The 16666-nt window shown below is 65.8% G+C and carries 15 protein-coding genes; 12 read left to right on the forward strand and 3 right to left on the reverse strand.

What is annotated here, in order from left to right; translation table 11 throughout:
- Positions 1–33: 33 nt before the first annotated feature.
- Together FB478_RS08855 and FB478_RS21110 are read left to right on the forward strand one after the other, a co-directional pair.
- A complete protein-coding gene (locus tag FB478_RS08855) occupies positions 34–954 on the forward strand; it encodes a patatin-like phospholipase family protein (RefSeq protein ID WP_144600223.1) in 921 nt (306 codons plus the stop codon).
- Positions 955–1162: 208 nt separating this feature from the next.
- Positions 1163–1306 carry a hypothetical protein gene (locus FB478_RS21110; RefSeq protein WP_155845608.1) on the forward strand — a complete coding sequence of 48 codons (144 nt, stop codon included), beginning with the start codon at positions 1163–1165 and terminating at the stop codon, positions 1304–1306.
- A gap of 238 nt (positions 1307–1544) precedes the next feature.
- On the opposite strand, the gene FB478_RS08860 is transcribed toward FB478_RS21110, so the two are convergent.
- Positions 1545–1904, reverse strand: a complete 360-nt coding sequence (locus FB478_RS08860) for a VOC family protein (RefSeq protein ID WP_144600224.1) — start codon at positions 1902–1904, stop codon at positions 1545–1547.
- Between the two features lie 119 nt (positions 1905–2023).
- On the opposite strand from FB478_RS08860, the gene FB478_RS08865 reads away from it, so the two are divergent.
- The 9 genes from FB478_RS08865 (at position 2024) to FB478_RS08905 (ending at position 12850) form a co-directional block, all read left to right on the forward strand.
- Entirely contained in the window at positions 2024–2926 is a 903-nt protein-coding gene (locus FB478_RS08865) for a LysR family transcriptional regulator (RefSeq protein ID WP_144600225.1), read from the forward strand.
- Between the two features lie 131 nt (positions 2927–3057).
- On the forward strand, positions 3058–4431 hold the full coding sequence (locus FB478_RS08870; RefSeq protein WP_018770652.1) for an MFS transporter: 1374 nt from the start codon (positions 3058–3060) through the stop codon (positions 4429–4431).
- The gene (locus tag FB478_RS08875) at positions 4428–5339 is read left to right on the forward strand and encodes a shikimate dehydrogenase (protein WP_018770651.1); all 912 of its coding nucleotides are present in this window, start codon (positions 4428–4430) and stop codon (positions 5337–5339) included. The genes FB478_RS08870 and FB478_RS08875 overlap by 4 nt, the downstream gene beginning before the upstream one ends.
- Positions 5336–6076 (forward strand): SDR family NAD(P)-dependent oxidoreductase, encoded by a 741-nt coding sequence (locus tag FB478_RS08880; protein ID WP_056391576.1) that lies wholly within the window; start codon positions 5336–5338, stop codon positions 6074–6076. The genes FB478_RS08875 and FB478_RS08880 overlap by 4 nt, the downstream gene beginning before the upstream one ends.
- Before the next feature lie 66 nt (positions 6077–6142).
- Positions 6143–7267 carry a Gfo/Idh/MocA family protein gene (locus FB478_RS08885; RefSeq protein WP_056391575.1) on the forward strand — a complete coding sequence of 375 codons (1125 nt, stop codon included), beginning with the start codon at positions 6143–6145 and terminating at the stop codon, positions 7265–7267.
- Positions 7268–7275: 8 nt separating this feature from the next.
- Complete coding sequence (locus tag FB478_RS08890; protein WP_056391572.1) at positions 7276–9342, forward strand: FAD-dependent oxidoreductase; 2067 nt, start codon at positions 7276–7278, stop codon at positions 9340–9342.
- The gene (locus tag FB478_RS08895) at positions 9339–10208 is read left to right on the forward strand and encodes a sugar phosphate isomerase/epimerase (RefSeq protein WP_056391569.1); all 870 of its coding nucleotides are present in this window, start codon (positions 9339–9341) and stop codon (positions 10206–10208) included. The genes FB478_RS08890 and FB478_RS08895 overlap by 4 nt, the downstream gene beginning before the upstream one ends.
- Positions 10205–11044, forward strand: a complete 840-nt coding sequence (locus FB478_RS08900; RefSeq protein ID WP_056391568.1) for an aldo/keto reductase — start codon at positions 10205–10207, stop codon at positions 11042–11044. The genes FB478_RS08895 and FB478_RS08900 overlap by 4 nt, the downstream gene beginning before the upstream one ends.
- Positions 11045–11056: 12 nt before the next feature.
- Positions 11057–12850: an FAD-dependent oxidoreductase gene (locus tag FB478_RS08905; RefSeq protein WP_056391566.1), complete on the forward strand. Its 1794-nt coding sequence runs from the start codon at positions 11057–11059 to the stop codon at positions 12848–12850.
- A gap of 61 nt (positions 12851–12911) precedes the next feature.
- Here the strand turns inward: FB478_RS08905 and FB478_RS08910 are convergent, their stop codons facing one another.
- Positions 12912–14783, reverse strand: a complete 1872-nt coding sequence (locus tag FB478_RS08910) for a pectinesterase family protein (RefSeq protein ID WP_056391563.1) — start codon at positions 14781–14783, stop codon at positions 12912–12914.
- Positions 14783–16126: a polysaccharide lyase family 1 protein gene (locus tag FB478_RS08915; RefSeq protein ID WP_261377370.1), complete on the reverse strand. Its 1344-nt coding sequence runs from the start codon at positions 16124–16126 to the stop codon at positions 14783–14785. The genes FB478_RS08910 and FB478_RS08915 overlap by 1 nt, the downstream gene beginning before the upstream one ends.
- A gap of 165 nt (positions 16127–16291) precedes the next feature.
- Between FB478_RS08915 and FB478_RS08920 the strand changes: the two genes are divergently transcribed.
- Entirely contained in the window at positions 16292–16594 is a 303-nt protein-coding gene (locus tag FB478_RS08920; protein WP_144600227.1) for a hypothetical protein, read from the forward strand.
- The last annotated feature ends 72 nt before the right edge of the window (positions 16595–16666 follow it).

Consider the following 16666-nt stretch of genomic DNA (forward strand, 5'->3'; position numbering starts at 1 on the left):
GCCGAATCAGGCAATTCGCGAAGGGCGACTCCCATGAACTCAACACCTTCTTTAACTCCGCACGGCACCTTTGCGGTGTCTTCCGGGCGCGCACTGGTCCTTGGCGGCGGCGGCTCAACAGGAAATGCATGGCTGATCGGCGTCCTCGCCGGGCTGGCGGATGCCGGTTTGGACGCGACCGGCGCCGAGCTGGTCATCGGCACCTCCGCCGGGTCAACAGCTGCAGCCCAGATCGCCGGCGCCCCTCCCGCCGAACTCTATGCGGCCGTCCTTGACGCTGCGCCGCAGCAACGAACGGCTCCGGCCGGAGCAGCTGCTGGGGTGAGTCCCGCCAGGCCGGTGTCCGACCACCTCGAGCGGACTGACCGGATCATCGCCTCAGCTGCAGATCCAGCCGACATGCGCCGCAGGATGGGCGCGCTGGCGCTGGACCTCGCTTCCGCGCATGACGCCACCGGGCGGTGGCGCGAAACCGTCGCCAGCCGGCTGCCAATCCGGGAGTGGCCGCAGCACAGGCTGCTCATTACGGCGGTCGATGCCCGCACCGGCGAACCGGCCGTCTTCGACCGCAACAGCGGCGTGGACCTGGTGGACGCCGTCGCCGCCAGCTGTGCCAGCGGGTTCGCCTACGGGATCGGGGACAGGCGCTATATCGACGGCGGCTACCGGCGCAACGAGAACGCCGACCTTGCCGCGGGGCACGGGCGCGTCCTGGTGCTTTCGCCCTTTGGCGGCAGGACCCGGATGCCGCTCGAATGGGGCATGCAGCTCACCGCGCAGATGGCGGAGCTGACTGCAGGTGGGAGCAGGGTGGAAACGGTCTTCCCGGACAGCGGTTCCGAGCACATGTTTGGCGCCAACGCCATGGATCTGTCACTTCGTCCTGCCGCGGCCCGGGCTGGGTTCAGCCACGGTGAAAAGCTGGCCCCGCAGCTCACTGAATTCTGGCGTTGAGTGGGTGGTTTTCCTGCGGCAATTTCGGAAATTTCGGCGCCATGCCCAAATCAGCAGAATCATCAATTTAATGTTTTTGTACTCCGCTCCGAAAATGACCAGACCCCGCCGCAGGGCAGGCGGAGGCGGCTGCGTGGGGCGATTTTGGGAGGGCTGGATAAATAAATAAAACGGCGTAGGGTGGCGGGTATCGCAAGCAAGGAAAGGCGTGATTCCGATGTCCGGAAAATCTCCCAGGGGCTCCGCTGCCAAAAAGGTCGGCAAGTCGATTCTTGAAAAACGGGCCGACAAAAAAGCGAAACATGAAAGCGGCATACTCAACATCGTGAAGCCGCGCAAGAACCAGCGCTGACAGGCGCGCGGGCGGCCGGAACTCCTAGCCCGGCCGCCCGCTGCTGACGGCCGGGATCAAAGCAGGAAGGACGACGGCGGGTGCCCACCCGCCGTCGTCCTTCCTGCCTGACTGCCAGTCCTCCGATGGTGACGCCGCGCCAGAAGGTGTTTTTGCCGCTCTCCCGCAGGTAGCCGGCGTTGACAGTGTCGCGCGGGAAGTAGTGGTGCCGGCGGCGGGCTTGTTTCCGGTGACGGCGCTATCGCGGGCTTTTGTCGATGACGCAGAACCGGTTCCCGTCCGGATCCTCCAGGACCACGAAGTCCGGGTCATCCGGGTACAGGTCCCAGTCCACCCGCTGGGCGCCCAGCGAGACCAACCGGTCAACCTCCGCAGCCTGGTCATCCGCGTAGAGGTCCAGGTGGATCCGCGGGTGGTCCTGGACGGGCGTTTCGCTGAGCTGGAGGGACAGTTCCGCGCCAGGGCCCGACGCCGGCACGAGGGTCACCCACGTGTCGTCGCCAGGTTCCCGCGGGACGTAGCCGATGGCGGCGTTCCAGAAGTTGGTGGCGGCGGCAACGTCGTTGACGCCGAGGACGATGGTTCCGATGGTCAACATCCGCCCAGCCTAAACCCGGTCCTTGGGGACCGGCCAGGTTCCTGCGCATGGGGGAGCGCCGGTGTCTGCGAAAGCTGCGCGCCCACGGTAATAGGCACGAAAGAGTAAATTCTGAAGATATGACAGAGATCCGCTGGCTGGAAGCATTTGTTGCGGTTGCCGAAGAACTGCATTTCGGCCGTGCCGCACAGCGCCTGCACACTTCGCAGTCGCCGCTGAGCCAGACCATCCGGAAGCTGGAGGCGGACCTGGGGACGCGTCTCTTTGAACGCAACACCAGAAGCGTAGCCCTCACACCGGCAGGGTATGCCCTGCTGCCGCGGGCGTACCGTGTGCTCCACGAAATGCGCCTTGCCCGGGAGGCGGCCCAGACCGAGGAGGCGGGCGTCCGTGGCAACATCAGGATTGGATTCTCAGGTGCCGTAAACCATCTCACTCTTCCGCCGCTCACCCGCGCCGTCCGGCGTCGCTATCCCGACATCAAGATGGACCTCACCAGCCGGGTCCGAACGGCTGATGGACTGGCCAGCGTCGCGAAGGGCGCTCTCGACCTTGCTTTCGTTGGCCTTCCCGAATCCCCGCCAGCGTCGGTGATGACCAGGCTGGTTGCCAGTGAGGAAGTCGGCGCGGTACTTCCTTTGGACCATCCGCTGGCCCAGGAACAGTCCATCCCATTGAAGTCACTGGCAACCGACGACTTCATTTCCCCGCCGCTGGATGGCTCATCGTCAATGACCGACGTGATGCTCGCGGCCTGCCAGGCGGCGGGATTCCGTCCCCGCATCGTCCAGGAGTTGTCAGACCCCTACATGGTGTTGACCTTCGTCGCCGCCGGTGTGGGGGTCACCCTGATGAGCAGCGGGATAGCGGGCATCATTCCCTCCGGAGCCACATACGTGGCCCTGGATGACCCGCCGCATTTCATGAACCATGCCATCGCGTGGTCGGCGGAGAACGATTCAGCCGTCCTGGCCGCTGTGCTCGGAGTTGTCGAGGAGATCTTTCCGGAGGTTCCCCGCTGACGGCACCTAACTCCACTTAGTGGAATAGCAGCATAGTGATAGATCATTTTAGTCGTGGACTAGCTAAGTGATGACAGCCACACTGGATGGAGCAGCCGCATCAAGCGGCGAACCACAAGAAAGGGAACTCCATGTCAGTGTCGACATCGGCTCCAGCACGCCCCAAAAACAACGCGAAAATCGCGGCCGTATCCGGCTTCGTGGGCAGCGCACTTGAGTACTACGACTTTTTCATCTTCGGCTCCGCGGCAGCGCTGATCTTCGGCAAGCTGTTCTTCGCGCCCGGTCCCTCCGCCATGCTGCTGTCCTTTGCAACGGTGGGCGTCGCCTACATCGCCCGCCCGCTCGGAGCAGTGGTCTGCGGGCACCTCGGCGACAAGTTCGGCCGCAAGCGGGTCCTGCTCCTGACCCTGCTGCTAATGGGTACCTCGACCTTCCTCATCGGCTGCCTGCCTACCTATAGCCAAATCGGGATGGCAGCGCCCATCCTCATCGTGGTTCTTCGCCTTGTGCAGGGACTTTCGGCGGGCGGCGAATCACCCGGATCAAGCTCACTGACCCTTGAGCACGCCCCTGACGGGAAGCGCGCCTTCTACACCAGCTGGACGATGAGCGGCATCATGTTCGGCATCGTGCTTTCCACCCTTGTCTTTATTCCGGTGGCATCCATGCCCGAAGACCAGCTGTTCTCCTGGGGCTGGCGCATCCCCTTCCTCGCCAGCGCAGTAGTCACAGTCATCGCCTTTATCCTCCGCCGCCTCCTCGAAGAGCCTGCCGTCTTCGAGGAAGTCAAAGAGCACGACGCAGTGGTCAAGGTACCGCTTGTTACGCTGTTCCGGCATCACTGGGCAACCGTCATCCGCGTCACGGCAATGTCGCTGTTCACCATCATCAACACCATCATCAACGTCTTCGCCCTCTCCTACGCCACCTCGGTGGTCGGCGTGGAAAAGGGACTCATGCTGACGGTGATCGCCGTCGCGAACCTTGCCGCCGTCGCCATGGGTCCGCTGGCAGGCATGCTGTCGGACCGGATCGGCCGCAAACCCGTCTTCGTCTCCGGGCTGCTGCTGCAGATCGGCATGATCTACGTGTTCTTCATGGCCCTCTCCGCCGCGAACGTCCCGCTGATCTTCCTCACCGGCATCCTGCTGATCGGTGTCGCCTACACGTCCACCAACTCCATCTACCCCGCCTACTTCCCGGAGCAGTTCCCGGTCAGGGTCCGGTACTCGGGCATGGCCATCAGCCTCATGTTCGGACTGCTCCTGGCCGGATTCGCCCCGGTCATTTCCGAGCTGCTGATCGGTGGGGACAAAGCCAACTGGGTGCCGGTCGCAACCTTCGCCGCGGTGGCCTGTGCCATCTCCGCGGTCGCTGCGCTGATGGCACCCGAGACCTTCAAGACTCCAACTGCCCAGCTGGGACTGAAGAAGTCTGACCTGGCGCGCCACCCGGCGTCGTCCGCCATTCCTGCGGCAGCCACCGCCAAGGTGCAGGCATGAGCCAGCTCGCGCTGCCTGGCCTGTGGTCATTCCAACCACGTGAAGCCGATACCGGCCACCGGTTTGTCGTCGGACTGCTCGGATCGGGGATCGGCGGCTCACTGACCCCGGCCCTACATGAAGCGGAAGCCGATAGCCTGGGCCTTTCCTACACGTACCGAGTCATCGATCTGGACGTCATCGGAGAACCCGCAGAGCGGTCCGCGGCACTGGTGCGGCGCGCAGCAGACCTCGGATTCGACGGCCTGAACATCACCCATCCGAGCAAACAACTGGTGCAGGACGGCCTCGACGAACTCTCACCCGAAGCCCGGATCCTCGGTGCCGTCAACACCGTCACTTTCCACAACGGAAGGGCGGTGGGCCACAACACGGACCACGTTGGCTTCATCGGCGGTCTCCGGGCCGGCCTTCCGACCGCAACGACCGGCTCGGTGGTTCAGATCGGTGCCGGGGGAGCCGGTGCGGCAGTGGCCTTCGGGCTGCTCAGCGCCGGAACCAGGAACCTGGTCATTGCTGATATTGAACCGGCAAGGGCCGAAGATCTCGCCGCCAGGCTCGCCCGGCACTTCCCGGGCAGCCAGCTGTCAGTGAGCGGGACGGATGCCATCGCCGGAAGCCTCCGGGAGGCCGACGGGCTGGTGAACTCCACGCCCATCGGCATGACAGGCCACCCCGGTACACCGGTGGATCCGGACCTCATCCACCCCGGCCTGTGGGTGGCGGACGTGGTCTACCGGCCGCTCGAAACCCAATTGATCAGGGCAGCGCGTGGCAAGGGCTGCGCTGTACTTGACGGCGGCCGCATGGTGGTTGGCCAGGCAGCCGCCGCCTTCGAACTCTTCACCGGGATTCCCGCAGACGCTGACCGCATGCTTGCCAACTTCCGACGGGCGGTTAGCCGATGACACGCCAGGCACCGGCCACCATCACCGGGTCCCGCTGCCTGGTGGTCGGGGCAGCCAGCGGCATCGGGCGTGCGACGGCGTCATGCCTTCGGGCGTCCGGGGCGGCGGTGGTCGGCGCCGACCTGCCCTCGGCCACCTGGCCCGGAGAAGCCGGGACCTCGTCACTGGCCATGGACGTCACCAACCCGAGGTCCGTTGCTGCGGCCGTGTCCGCCGCAACGGAGGACATGGGAGGGCTCGACGCGGTGGTGAACTGCGCCGGCATCCTGGGTCCCGTGTCCCCTGCGGCGGACATGTCCGTGGAAGACTTCGAACGCATCATCAGGATCAACCTGACCGGGGCGTTCATCGTCTCCCGGGCCGTCCTGCCGCGAATGGCAGAAGCAGGCTACGGCCGGCTGCTCCACATTTCCTCGACAGCCGGCAAGGAAGGCGTGGCCAACATGGCCGCCTACTCCGCCAGCAAAGCCGGGATCCTGGGCCTGGTCAAGTCCCTCGCCAAGGAGTTTGCGCTGTCAGGGGTCACCGTCAACGCCCTCGCCCCGGGCAATGTTGTAACCCCGCTCTTCGCCGAAGTTCCGCAGGAACAACAGGCAGCCCAGGCCGCCAAAATCCCGATGGGCAGGTTCGGCACGCCCGCCGAGGCGGCCTCGCTCATCCAATTCATCATTTCGCCGGCGGCCTCTTACACCACTGGCTTCGTTTTCGACCTGTCCGGCGGCCGCGCCACCTACTAGGCCGGAACCAGCCGGCCGCCCGGACCCACACACTTTCCCACCGCACCAGAAAGACGGCACCAGTCGATGAACACCGCACCACCTCCCACCGCCCGCCCTCTCCGGATTGGAATCGCAGGATGCGGCGCAATCTCCCGCAACCACCTGGAGGCCTTCCGCGCCCTTGACCACGTCACCATCGCCGGGGTCTGCGACATCGACCTGGACCGTGCGCGTGGCACTGCCGGGGCGTGGGGGATCCCGGCGGCAGTGAGCACCGTCCGGGAGCTCCTGGACCTGGGCCTGGATATCATCTCCGTCTGCACGCCGCACCCCACCCATGAGGATGTGGTGTTGCAGGCCGCTGCGGCAGGCGTCCATGTTCTTTGTGAAAAGCCCATCGCCATTGAGCTGGCATCGGCTGAGCGGATGGTGAAGGCCTGCGGGGATGCCGGGGTGAAGTTGGGCGTCCTCTTCCAACGCCGGTTCTGGCCTGCCGCGCAGCGCATCCGTGCAGCGATTGACGACGGCACGCTGGGCCGGCCCATCATGGGCCAATGCTCGGTGATGTTGTACCGCGAAGCGGAGTACTACTCCCGGGATGCCTGGCGCGGAACGTGGGCCAACGACGGCGGCGGCGTCCTGATGACCCAGGCCATCCATTACATCGACCTGCTGCAGTGGTTCATGGGAGATGTGGCAGAGGTCTACGGGAAGATCACCACCTACAAGCACGGCGGGCACATCGAAGTGGAGGACTCAGCGACGGCCGTCATTACCTTCACCTCCGGTGCCATGGCCACCCTTGAAGCGTCGACGGCGGTGTCCCCGAGCCTTGGCGTGCAGGTCAGGATCACGGGGGAGACCGGTGCCTCCGCGTCCCTCACCGAATTCCCGGAAGGCAGCGACGGGCGGGTGGACCTGTGGGCAGTATCCGGGACGGTCAGCACCGAGCCTGCCTACCCGGAAGGAATGCAGGCGAACGTTCCCCTGGAAAGGATCAATGGCCAACTCATCGCCCACCACACCTCCCAGGTCAAGGATTTTGTCCGGGCCGTCCGTGAAGGAGGCGAACCGGCCATCACAGGCCGGGACGCCACGAAGGCCCTGCGGATCCTGCTGGCGGTTTACGAATCGTCCCGTACCGGCAAACCCGTCCACTTCACCCAACTGCCGTCAGATACCCTGCCCCGTGTTCGGGTTGCAGGTTAAGGAACGTCATGGAATCCAACACACGCCACGCCGCCCGTCCGCTCACCCTGGGCCGCAACGGCCGCACCCCAAAAACTCTCCGTAACCGCCTCGCCTCCGCTCCCATGGAACGCAATTACGGAACCGCCGACGGCCGGATCACCGAGCAGTACATCGACTATCTGGTGACCCGCGCCAAAGCCGGGCTGGGGATGGTCACCACCGAGGCCACGTATGTCCGCGCCGACGGCAAGGGCCGCACCCACCAGCTGGGCCTGCACAGTGATGCCATGATCCCGGGTTTGCGCAGACTCACGGACGCCCTGCACGCGGAAGGTGCGCTGGCCGCCGTCGAACTCAACCATGGTGGGCGCACCGCCCAGGCCGCCGTGTCCGGTCTCCGGAACGTGGCGCCCTCACCGGTGGCGTGCGAGGTGGCCGGCGGCGAGGTTCCGCGTGAACTCACTGTGGAAGAGTGCCACGAACTGGCGGAAGCCTACGCCCACGCCGCCCGCAGGGCGGTCCAAGCAGGGTTCGACGTCATCAACATCCACGGCGCCCACGGCTACCTGATCCATCAGTTCATGTCGCCCATTTCCAACCACCGCACGGATGAATTCGCCGCCCCGGAACGTTTCATGAACCTGGTCATCGATGCAGTGCGGGCGGCTGTCCCGGACACCATTGTGGGCATGAGGGTGTCAGTTGTTGAAGGTCCAGCGGACGGCATCACCGCCGAGCAGCAGGTGGCCATCATCGCCAGGGCCCACCTGGAGCACCTGGACTTCCTGGACCTCTCCGCCGGCAGCTATGAAGCCGGCGAATGGATTGTGCAATCCGGCGAATGGAAGCCTGGAATCCTCGCTGACTACGCCAAGGCGTACCGACAGTTCAGCCTGCCCCTTGGGATGGCGGGGCGCCTGAACTCCCCGGCCATCATCGAAGAAGTACTCCGGGAGGAAACCTGCGATTTCGTCAGCCTTGCCCGCGCCATCCACGCCGACCCGGCTTTCGTCGGCGGCGTCCTCCAGGGCGGCCGCTACCGTCCCTGCATCGCCTGCAACGTCTGCATCGACAACCTGGGGCTCGGCCAGGTGACCTGCACCGTTAACCCGGCCGTGGGACGTTCCCGCGTTCCCGTTCCCACACCTGCCGTTCGCGAAGGATCCCGCGTTGTCGTGGTGGGTGCCGGCCCTGCGGGCCTTACGGCAGCCCGGGAACTTGCTGAAGCGGGAGCGCAGGTGACCGTCCTCGACGACGGCGCCCGCGCGGGCGGTCAGTTCGCCCTCGCCGAGCGGATGAAGTCCACGCCGGACTTCCACCGTTTTGCCGAATGGTCCGCGGAGGAGAATACACGGCTGGGCATCGATGTCCGGCTGGGGGTCCACGTGAATACCGGCCGCCTGGACGACCTTGTCCGCGGCATGGAAGCAGACGCCGTCGTGCTGGCAACGGGGGGTCTCCGACCCGCGGCAGGATTCACCGGGGCAGACTCCGCCAACGTTATGGATGTCCGCGAGTGGCTCGCCAAGCACCCGGAGGTTCTCGGCGCCAGTCCGTCAGACAGTGAAGTCCCTGATGCCGTGACCATCTGGGGAGCGGACTCCGTCGCCATGAGCGTCGCTGACACTTTGGCCCACAGGGGGACGGCTGTGCTCCTGGTGGGCCCGCAGGAGGCCATCGCGCCGGAATCCGGGCGGAGGGCCAAGATCCTGGCCGTGCCCCGGCTTGAGGCCAACCCACGGGTACGGATCCGGCTTGGCTCGACGATTGAAGAGTACGACGGCGGCCGGGTCCGGATCAGCGGTCCGGGCCTGGCTCCCGAGGGGGAGTGGCTGGACGCGCCGGGACCGCTCCTGGTTTCGCGCTCCGTGGTTCCGCTTGACGGGTCCGTCCCGGCGCAGATCCGGGACGGAGAGCTGGGCCGCCAGGCCACCGTGCCGGTGACGCTGGCCGGGACCGTGGCGGACCAGGCCCCGGCCATTGCCTCCAACGCCGTCAAGAGCGGCTATGACGCAGCGCAGAGGATCGCCGGGCTGCTGGCGTCCGGCGCCGCCGCAAACACCGAATTGAGCCTGAACGGAGCATCGTCATGACCGGAAATGCGCACAGGCCCATCGGCCTGGCCCAGCTGTCCCTGCTGAACACGGCCCCGCCTGAACTTGTGGGCGTGGCAGCCCGGGCGGGCTTTGATTTCGTCGGCGTCCGGGTCCGGCCCGTAACGCCGTCCGAACGGCGTTACGAGCTGCAGCCCGGTTCACCGATGCTGCGCGAAACGCTGGCCCGGATCCAGGACACGGGCGTCGGCGTACGGGACATCGAATTCCTGCTTCTTGACGGAAGCGACCAGCGCGACGCGTGGCTGCGGATGATGGAAGCCGGCCACGCACTCGGTGCCAGTTCCCTGACGGTGGCCGGCGGCGATCCGGACAGCACCCGCCTGACGGACACACTGGCGCGGATGACCGAGGACGGTCGAGGTTTCGGCATCACACCCACCCTGGAGGCGATCTCCTACCAGCCGGTCGCCTCCATCGCCCATGCAGCTGGCATCGCGCGACAGGCGGGCTGCGGGATCGTGGTGGATACCCTCCACTTCAACCGCTGCAGCGGTCCGGGCGCGGCCGCCCAGTGGAAGGAGCTGCGCGCCAACGCGGACCTCGTGCCGCTCCTGCAGCTGTGCGACGGGCCGGCAGCACAGCCGGTCAGCCGTGAGGCGCTGGTCTTAGAGTCGCGGTGTGAGCGCGGGATTCCCGGCGAGGGCGGGTTCGGCCTTGCGGAGGCGGTTGCCGCGGTGCCGTCCGGACTTCCGGTCAGTGCGGAGGTGCCCTCGGACCGGCGCGTGGCGGAATTCGGCGAGCTCGGCTGGGCACGCCGGCTCAAGGCAGGCGTTGACACTGTGCTGGCGCAGGCCGGCAGTAGGCAGTCGAACAGCTCTGTCCGCGCGGTGGCCGCGACATGAGCGCCACCACAAGCGAGATCACGACGGCGGAGCTTACGCCGGGTCTGCGCATTCCGCTCGTCGGCCTGGGAACATGGCCCTTGACTGGTGAGGGCGCCGCAGCGGCGGTGCAGCAGGCCATCGGCAACGGCTACCGGCATATCGATACGGCCGAGAACTACGGCAACGAAGAAGCGGTGGGGGAGGGGATCCGCCGCAGCGGTATCGGGCGCGGAGACCTTTTCCTCACCAGCAAATTCAACAGCCGGTGGCACAGCCGCAGCGGAGTGCGTGATGCCTTCGGCGAGGCTGTAAAGCGGCTCCGCGTCGACTACCTGGACTTGTTCCTGGTTCACTGGCCCAACCCAACCCAGGGGAGGTTCGTCGAAGCCTGCGAAGGACTGCAGGAACTTGTCAATGACGGCTCCATCAGGGCCTGGGGCGTCTCCAACTTCAAGCCGGCGCATCTACGGCTCGTTCAGGACGCAGGCCTTGCCGTCCCGCTGAACCAGGTCCAGGTGGACCCCGAGCACGGCCAGCCGGCGCAACTGGCCTGGCACCGTCGGCACGGGATAGTCACTGCCGCCTACAGCCCGTTGGGCCGCAACGGTAAGTTCCTCGGCCATCCTGCGGTGACCGGACCGGCGCGGCAGCTCGGCAAAACCCCCGCCCAAATTGTCCTGCGCTGGCATGTCCAGCACGGCCGGGTGGCGGTGCCGAAGTCCGCGGACGGCCAACGCCAGCGCGAGAACCTGGACGTTTTCGGCTTTGCCCTGGCACCGGAACAGCTTGAGGCCATCGACGCCCTGGAGACCGGCGCGCCGCCGCGCCTGGACTCCGATACCTTCTTCCATTAAGAAAGCACCGAAATGACTGCATCATCAACAACACCTTCATCTGCCCTGCCGACGATAGACTGCGACGTCCTGGTGGTCGGCTCCGGGGCCGGCGGCCTGTCCGCCGCCGTCACGGCTGCCTACCACGGCTTAAAGGTCATTGTGGTGGAAAAAGCCGAGGTCTGCGGCGGGGCCACATCATGGTCCGGTGGGTGGGCCTGGACGCCGGGAAATCCATTGGCCAAAGCCGACGGCGTCGCCGAGGACCGGGAACTGTTCCGTACGTACCTGCGCCACTGTCTCGGCCGGAACTATCAGGAGGAGCGGGTAGAGGCCTTTCTGGAAGCGGTCCCGCACATGGTTGGCTTCTTCCAGAACAAGACAAGCCTCCAGTTCGTGCCGGGAACCAAGATCAAGGACATCTACGGCAACACCCCGGGCGCGGGCGCCGGCCACCGCTCAGTGGGGCCCAAGCCAATGAACGCCCGCCGGATCAAGCCAGAGCTGCGCGCCAAGATGCGCCACCAGCTCTACGAAACCTCGTTCCTTGGAATGGGGATCATGGCGGGTCCTGACCTGACCAAGTTCCTCTCCGCCTCCCGTGGCAACATCAGGGGCATCGTCCATGCAGGTTGGCGGGTGGGCTTCCACCTCCTGGACCTCCTCACACACCGCCGGAACATGCAGCTTGTCAACGGCACGGCCCTCACCGGGCGCCTGCTGAAGTCGGCAGATGACCTGGGGGCGGAAATCCGCGTCTCCACCCCGGCCAAGCACCTGCTTACCGACGGTTCCGGCACGGTGACGGGCGCCGTCGTAAGTTCCCCGCAAGGTGAGCTGCAGATCAATGCCTCCCGCGGCGTCGTCCTGGCCGCAGGCGGCTTCCCCAATGACATCTCCCGGCGCAAGGCGCTGTTCCCCGGGAACCCCACGGGCCGGGAGCATTGGACACTGGCACCGAAGGAAACCACCGGGGACGGCATCACCATGGCCCAGGCCATTGGGGCACGCTTCGAGACCGATGTCGCGTCGCCCGCTGCATGGTGCCCGGTGTCGCTGGTCCCGTACCGGAACGGACGGACCGGTACGTTTCCGCACATCATGGACCGTGCCAAGCCGGGCAGCATCGGAGTCCGCCGGGATGGCAAGCGGTTCGTCAACGAGGCAAACGGCTACTACGACTACGTTGAAGGCCTGCTCAATGCGACCCCCGAGGGTGAGCCCGTAGAGGCGTGGCTAATCGCCGATGCCGCGTTCGTGCGGAAGTTCCCCCTGGGCATGGCGAAACCCCTGCCGGTGCCTCTCTTCCCGTACATACGGTCCGGCTACCTCAAGAAGGGCAACACCCTTGAGGAACTGGCGGCAGCATGCGGGATTGATCCACAAGGGCTCACGGCCACAGTGGCAGCCTTCAACGCCAATGCCCGCCTGGGCATCGACCCCGACTTCAACCGCGGAGAGACCGAGTTCAACAGGTACGGCGGCGACCCCGGAAACACCCCCAACCCTTCATTGCGTCCCCTGGAGAAGGGCCCCTTCTACGCAGTGAAAATTGTCCCCGGATCCTTCGGTACCTTTGCCGGACTCGCAGCCGATCACCACGCACGGGTCCTGGATACGCAGGGCCAGCCCATCAGCGGCCTTTACGTTGCGGGCAACGACCAGGCCTCAGTCATGGGTGGGCACTACCCGGCTGGCGGAATCAACCTGGGCCCCGCGCTGACCTTTGGGTACATTGCGGGGCGCCGCCTCGCGGACGCTACGGAGTATGAAGACGACAACACCCCCGAACCGGGAGTACAGGGGAGCCAAGTTCATCCAGGTTGAGAGACGTGCAAGCTGCGAGAGCCCGGCTCCCCTGCCGGAACCGGGCTTTCCCGTCCCGGGACTAAACGGCAGGCACCACGCTGCAATCCGCCCTTGAACCAGCGAGCTGCGGCGCCCACCCGTCACTTCCCTGCAGGTAGGTCCTGGCCGTGTACTTGGCCGCCTCAGCCGCGGGCAACTGCGGACGGTCGGGGGTAACCTGCGCGCCGGGGCCGTGGTTGTTGTACTCATGGAACCGCGCCTCGCGCCAGGAGAAGCCGCTCATGTCCGTCCACGGCGTGCCGGAGATGTGGGCGCCAAGCCAGGAGTCCCGCACCAGGACCTGGGCAACGGCTTTCGGGTCGCCGCTGGGATGCCACGGCCTGCCGAGATGGACGGTGTCCCTCGCCGCGTCCGACACCAGCCGGCACTGGTCGAAGAGGTAACCGTGCGGGATGGACAGGTCCTGGCTGCCCGCCGTCACGTAACCGTTGTTGGTGGTGGAACCCCGATCCAGGGATTTGATTTCGCAGCCTCTGAAGACGGCCGTTCCGCGGCCGAAGATGAAGTCCACGTCGCCTTCCACATAGCAGCCGTCAAAGTAGAAACGGGCCTGGACGCCTGCAGCCGGTGAGTTGACCAGCAGGGTGTCCTGGTTGCCCAACAGCCTGATGTTGGACAGCACCGACCGGTCCGCCGTGATGTGCAGCGCCACGGCCTGGCGGTCCTTCATCCCCGTGTTGGCTGCCTCGTCGAAATCGTTGCTGATGGTCAGGTTCCGGGCCACAAAGTCCGGCCCGTCGATCCGGACGGACGCGCTGCCGGAGGTGCCAAAGTTCCCGCTGCCACCCGGCTTGGGGGTGCCGGACGCGTTGTTGAAGACCAGCACCACATCCTCGGGACGTCCGCCCTGGCCGATGAAGGAGATCCGCGGCTTGTCAGCCGGAACCCGCACGGCTTCGCGGTAGGTGCCGGGCTGGATCCTGATGACGGCCCGCTGGAGGCTCCCCGCAGGCGCGGAATCCACGGCGGCCTGTACGGTAGCGAACGTCCTGCCGGGTCCGACGTCGAGCGTCATCGGGACGTCGATGGGCCGCTCGGCCGGCCAGTACATGTCGAGCAGGGGTTCCGTGACGGCATCGATGTTCTGGAAATAGCCCGGCGGGACGATCTCCTTGGACTGCAGTTCACGTGCCACGAGGCGGGCCACCGCCACCGCGCCGGCGGCCTGAAAATGCGTGTTGTCCTCCGAACCCTGAGGGTACTGCGGGTGCTCGCCGGGAGCCAGGAAAAAGAACTGCGACTTGGTTCCTTCCGGCCCCAGCTGCTGCCAGAGCTGCTTCGAGGACGCGGTGAGGTCCACCAAAGGAGTGCCGGACGCGGCGGCAAGCTCCCGGACAGCCTGCGGATACGCTCCGTGGGAGTCCTTCGCATTGCCGAACGAGTCGAAGCGGCGGCGTTCCACCGGGGTGACCAGAACAGGTTTTCCCCCGCGTGCCCTGGCCCCGTCGATGTACCTGCCCAGGTACTCCTTGAACGTGGTGTCCGGGAGCGTTCCGCGCGCTGGGTCCGCCACCTTTTCGTCATTGTGGCCGAAGGAGACCAGCAGGTAATCGCCCGCCTGCATCAAGGTCAGCACCTGGTCCAGCAGCCCGGCGTCGGCAAAGCTCTTCGAGGAGGCGCCGGACCATGCGTAATCAAAGACGGTTGCCTGCGACCCCAACAGGAGTGGCAGGGCCTGGCCCCAACCGGCGCGGGGGCGCTCGGACTGCTGGTAGGCCGACGACGTCGAGTCCCCGACCACGAAGATGACCGGCCTGTTGCGGGGTTTCGTGGGGTCGGGGCCAGCTTGGGCGAAGGCCGCCGCCATGCCCGTTCCAGGGAAGGCTGCGGCGCCGGCGGTGAGTGCCAGCGCTGTCAGGACGCTGCGGCGGCTGGGCAGGATGGCAGCCATCAGAGGTCGCCTCCGGCCGTGAAGACCGGGCCCGTGGAGTCCTTGAGCAGTGCCGGCACGGCCTGGGCCGGGTGGACCTGGGTGCGCAGGGCAGGTAGCCAGGACGTGTCCTCGGCCAGCTGGTCTGCGGGCGCCGCGGCGGCGTTGTACTCGGCGCGAATGTCGGTGATCTTGCCATTGACTGCATTGGCGGTGGTGGTAATGGCCGTTCCCTTGTAGCGGCCGATGATCTCTGCCGCATCAACGCCGGCTGGAAGCGTGAAGGCGTTCGCCTCCGCGTAGAGGTGTGAGCTGAACCCGGCGCCCAGGCTGTATTCGTAGGGGATGGCGCTGTCTTCGGTCACCTTAAAGTGGTTGTTGTACACGTCCACGTGGCCGAACCGGACGCGTGGCGCGCGCTGGCCCACATTTTCAAAGACGTTGTGGTGGATGGTGACCCGCAGTTTGCCGGGGTCCCCGCGCGTGGGCGAATCGGTGGAGCCGATCAGCAGCAGCTTGTCGTGGTCGGAGAACCGGTTGTAGGACATGGTTACCAGGTCCGATCCGTTGGTGACATCGACGGCGCCATCATGCACCTGGTAGGGGCGGCCGAAGTAGAGCGGCTGGGAGCTGTCGAGATTGGGGGCGTCCGTGAAAGCAGAGTGGTCGATCCAGACGTGCGTGGCCTTGTTGATGACTTGCAGCAGGTCGTATTCGCTGTTCCAGTTCCCCTCAGTGCCATCTGTGGGATCCCACGCGGGAAAGCAGTCGGCAGCGTCCCGCAGGGTGAGGTTACGGACGATGACATTGCTGGCTCCGTTGATGCGGAGGGCTGCGCCGGTGATGCTGCTGCCGGGAGTGGCACCGACGATGGTGGTGTTGCCTGGGATGTCCCACCGGATGGTCTTCGCCTGCTTTGCGGCGGCCAGGCGCCTCGCGTCCTCCTGCGGGCCCTCCGGCTTGCGGTCCCGGCCGTAGGTTGCCGGATCAAAATCCTCGAGGTACTGCGCCAGGCTGTAGTTCGTGCCGTCCGCGTAGCTTTCGCAGGTGAGTGGCGAACCATCCGCGGCAGTGTTGGCGTCGATGCTGCCGTGGACACGGACAATCTTGGGCTGGTTGCCGCCGGTGGCGAATGCAGCCAACAGTTCCGCCTTTGTGGAGACGTCGTAAACATTGGCGGCCTCTGCTGCCGAGCCGCCGGTGGTTCCAGTATCTTCGGATGCCCAGCCGTTTCCAGTGGGAAGAATCTGGCGCTCAAGCGGCGTCTGGGCGGTCTGGGCCGTGGGATCCGCCACTGGAACTGGGGAAGCTCCTGCCGGTCCGGCAACGAGGAGTGCTCCTGCAATGGCAATGGCTGCAGACATGGATAGGTGCGTACTGCTTTTTCGCATGTTCTCTCTTCCGTCATTGGAATGAACTGCGCCCAGGACCGGGGGCCACTATGCCGCCGACATTTGTGAGCGCTGACAAGGACCATATCCAGAAAACGGTTTCTCGGCAATAGTTCTACTCCGGCTAGACTCGCCTGCATGGGGGAAAACAACATGCCTGACGAGGGCCAACCGTCCAAACGCGGCAAGCTTCCAGCCGCCGTCGTGCCAGTGCTCGGTGCTGCGGCGGTGCTGCTTGGCTGCCTGATCGCGTACCTGAACCGCAACTTCACCGGCTGGTTTGCCTATGCGCCGCTGAGCAAGACGCCCTTCAGCGCCAACGGCGCGGCCTTCGTCACCCAGGGGACCCAGATAGGCCTGGCCATCATGGCCGCCGGGCTGCTGGTGCTCGCATTCTGGGCCGGCTACCGGTTGGGACGGCGGGCGAAGCCCGGACGCTAAGGCGTCGCCAGACCCGAGCCAGCGGAGCCGCCCAGCGGAACCCGCCTTGATACGTCGGAAAATTCCGACATA

Origin of the sequence: Arthrobacter sp. AG367 (genome assembly GCF_007828995.1) — a bacterium.
GTDB lineage: Bacteria > Actinomycetota > Actinomycetes > Actinomycetales > Micrococcaceae > Arthrobacter.

What these genes read in the sequence shown, in the direction of transcription:
- FB478_RS08855 (WP_144600223.1), top strand. Translation starts at nt 34, where the DNA reads ATGAACTCAACACCTTCTTTAACTCCGCACGGCACCTTTGCGGTGTCT.
- FB478_RS08860 (WP_144600224.1), bottom strand. Translation starts at nt 1,904, where the DNA reads ATGTTGACCATCGGAACCATCGTCCTCGGCGTCAACGACGTTGCCGCC.
- FB478_RS08865 (WP_144600225.1), top strand. Translation starts at nt 2,024, where the DNA reads ATGACAGAGATCCGCTGGCTGGAAGCATTTGTTGCGGTTGCCGAAGAA.
- FB478_RS08870 (WP_018770652.1), top strand. Translation starts at nt 3,058, where the DNA reads ATGTCAGTGTCGACATCGGCTCCAGCACGCCCCAAAAACAACGCGAAA.
- FB478_RS08875 (WP_018770651.1), top strand. Translation starts at nt 4,428, where the DNA reads ATGAGCCAGCTCGCGCTGCCTGGCCTGTGGTCATTCCAACCACGTGAA.
- FB478_RS08880 (WP_056391576.1), top strand. Translation starts at nt 5,336, where the DNA reads ATGACACGCCAGGCACCGGCCACCATCACCGGGTCCCGCTGCCTGGTG.
- FB478_RS08885 (WP_056391575.1), top strand. Translation starts at nt 6,143, where the DNA reads ATGAACACCGCACCACCTCCCACCGCCCGCCCTCTCCGGATTGGAATC.
- FB478_RS08890 (WP_056391572.1), top strand. Translation starts at nt 7,276, where the DNA reads ATGGAATCCAACACACGCCACGCCGCCCGTCCGCTCACCCTGGGCCGC.
- FB478_RS08895 (WP_056391569.1), top strand. Translation starts at nt 9,339, where the DNA reads ATGACCGGAAATGCGCACAGGCCCATCGGCCTGGCCCAGCTGTCCCTG.
- FB478_RS08900 (WP_056391568.1), top strand. Translation starts at nt 10,205, where the DNA reads ATGAGCGCCACCACAAGCGAGATCACGACGGCGGAGCTTACGCCGGGT.
- FB478_RS08905 (WP_056391566.1), top strand. Translation starts at nt 11,057, where the DNA reads ATGACTGCATCATCAACAACACCTTCATCTGCCCTGCCGACGATAGAC.
- FB478_RS08910 (WP_056391563.1), bottom strand. Translation starts at nt 14,783, where the DNA reads ATGGCTGCCATCCTGCCCAGCCGCCGCAGCGTCCTGACAGCGCTGGCA.
- FB478_RS08915 (WP_261377370.1), bottom strand. Translation starts at nt 16,126, where the DNA reads ATGTCTGCAGCCATTGCCATTGCAGGAGCACTCCTCGTTGCCGGACCG.
- FB478_RS08920 (WP_144600227.1), top strand. Translation starts at nt 16,292, where the DNA reads ATGGGGGAAAACAACATGCCTGACGAGGGCCAACCGTCCAAACGCGGC.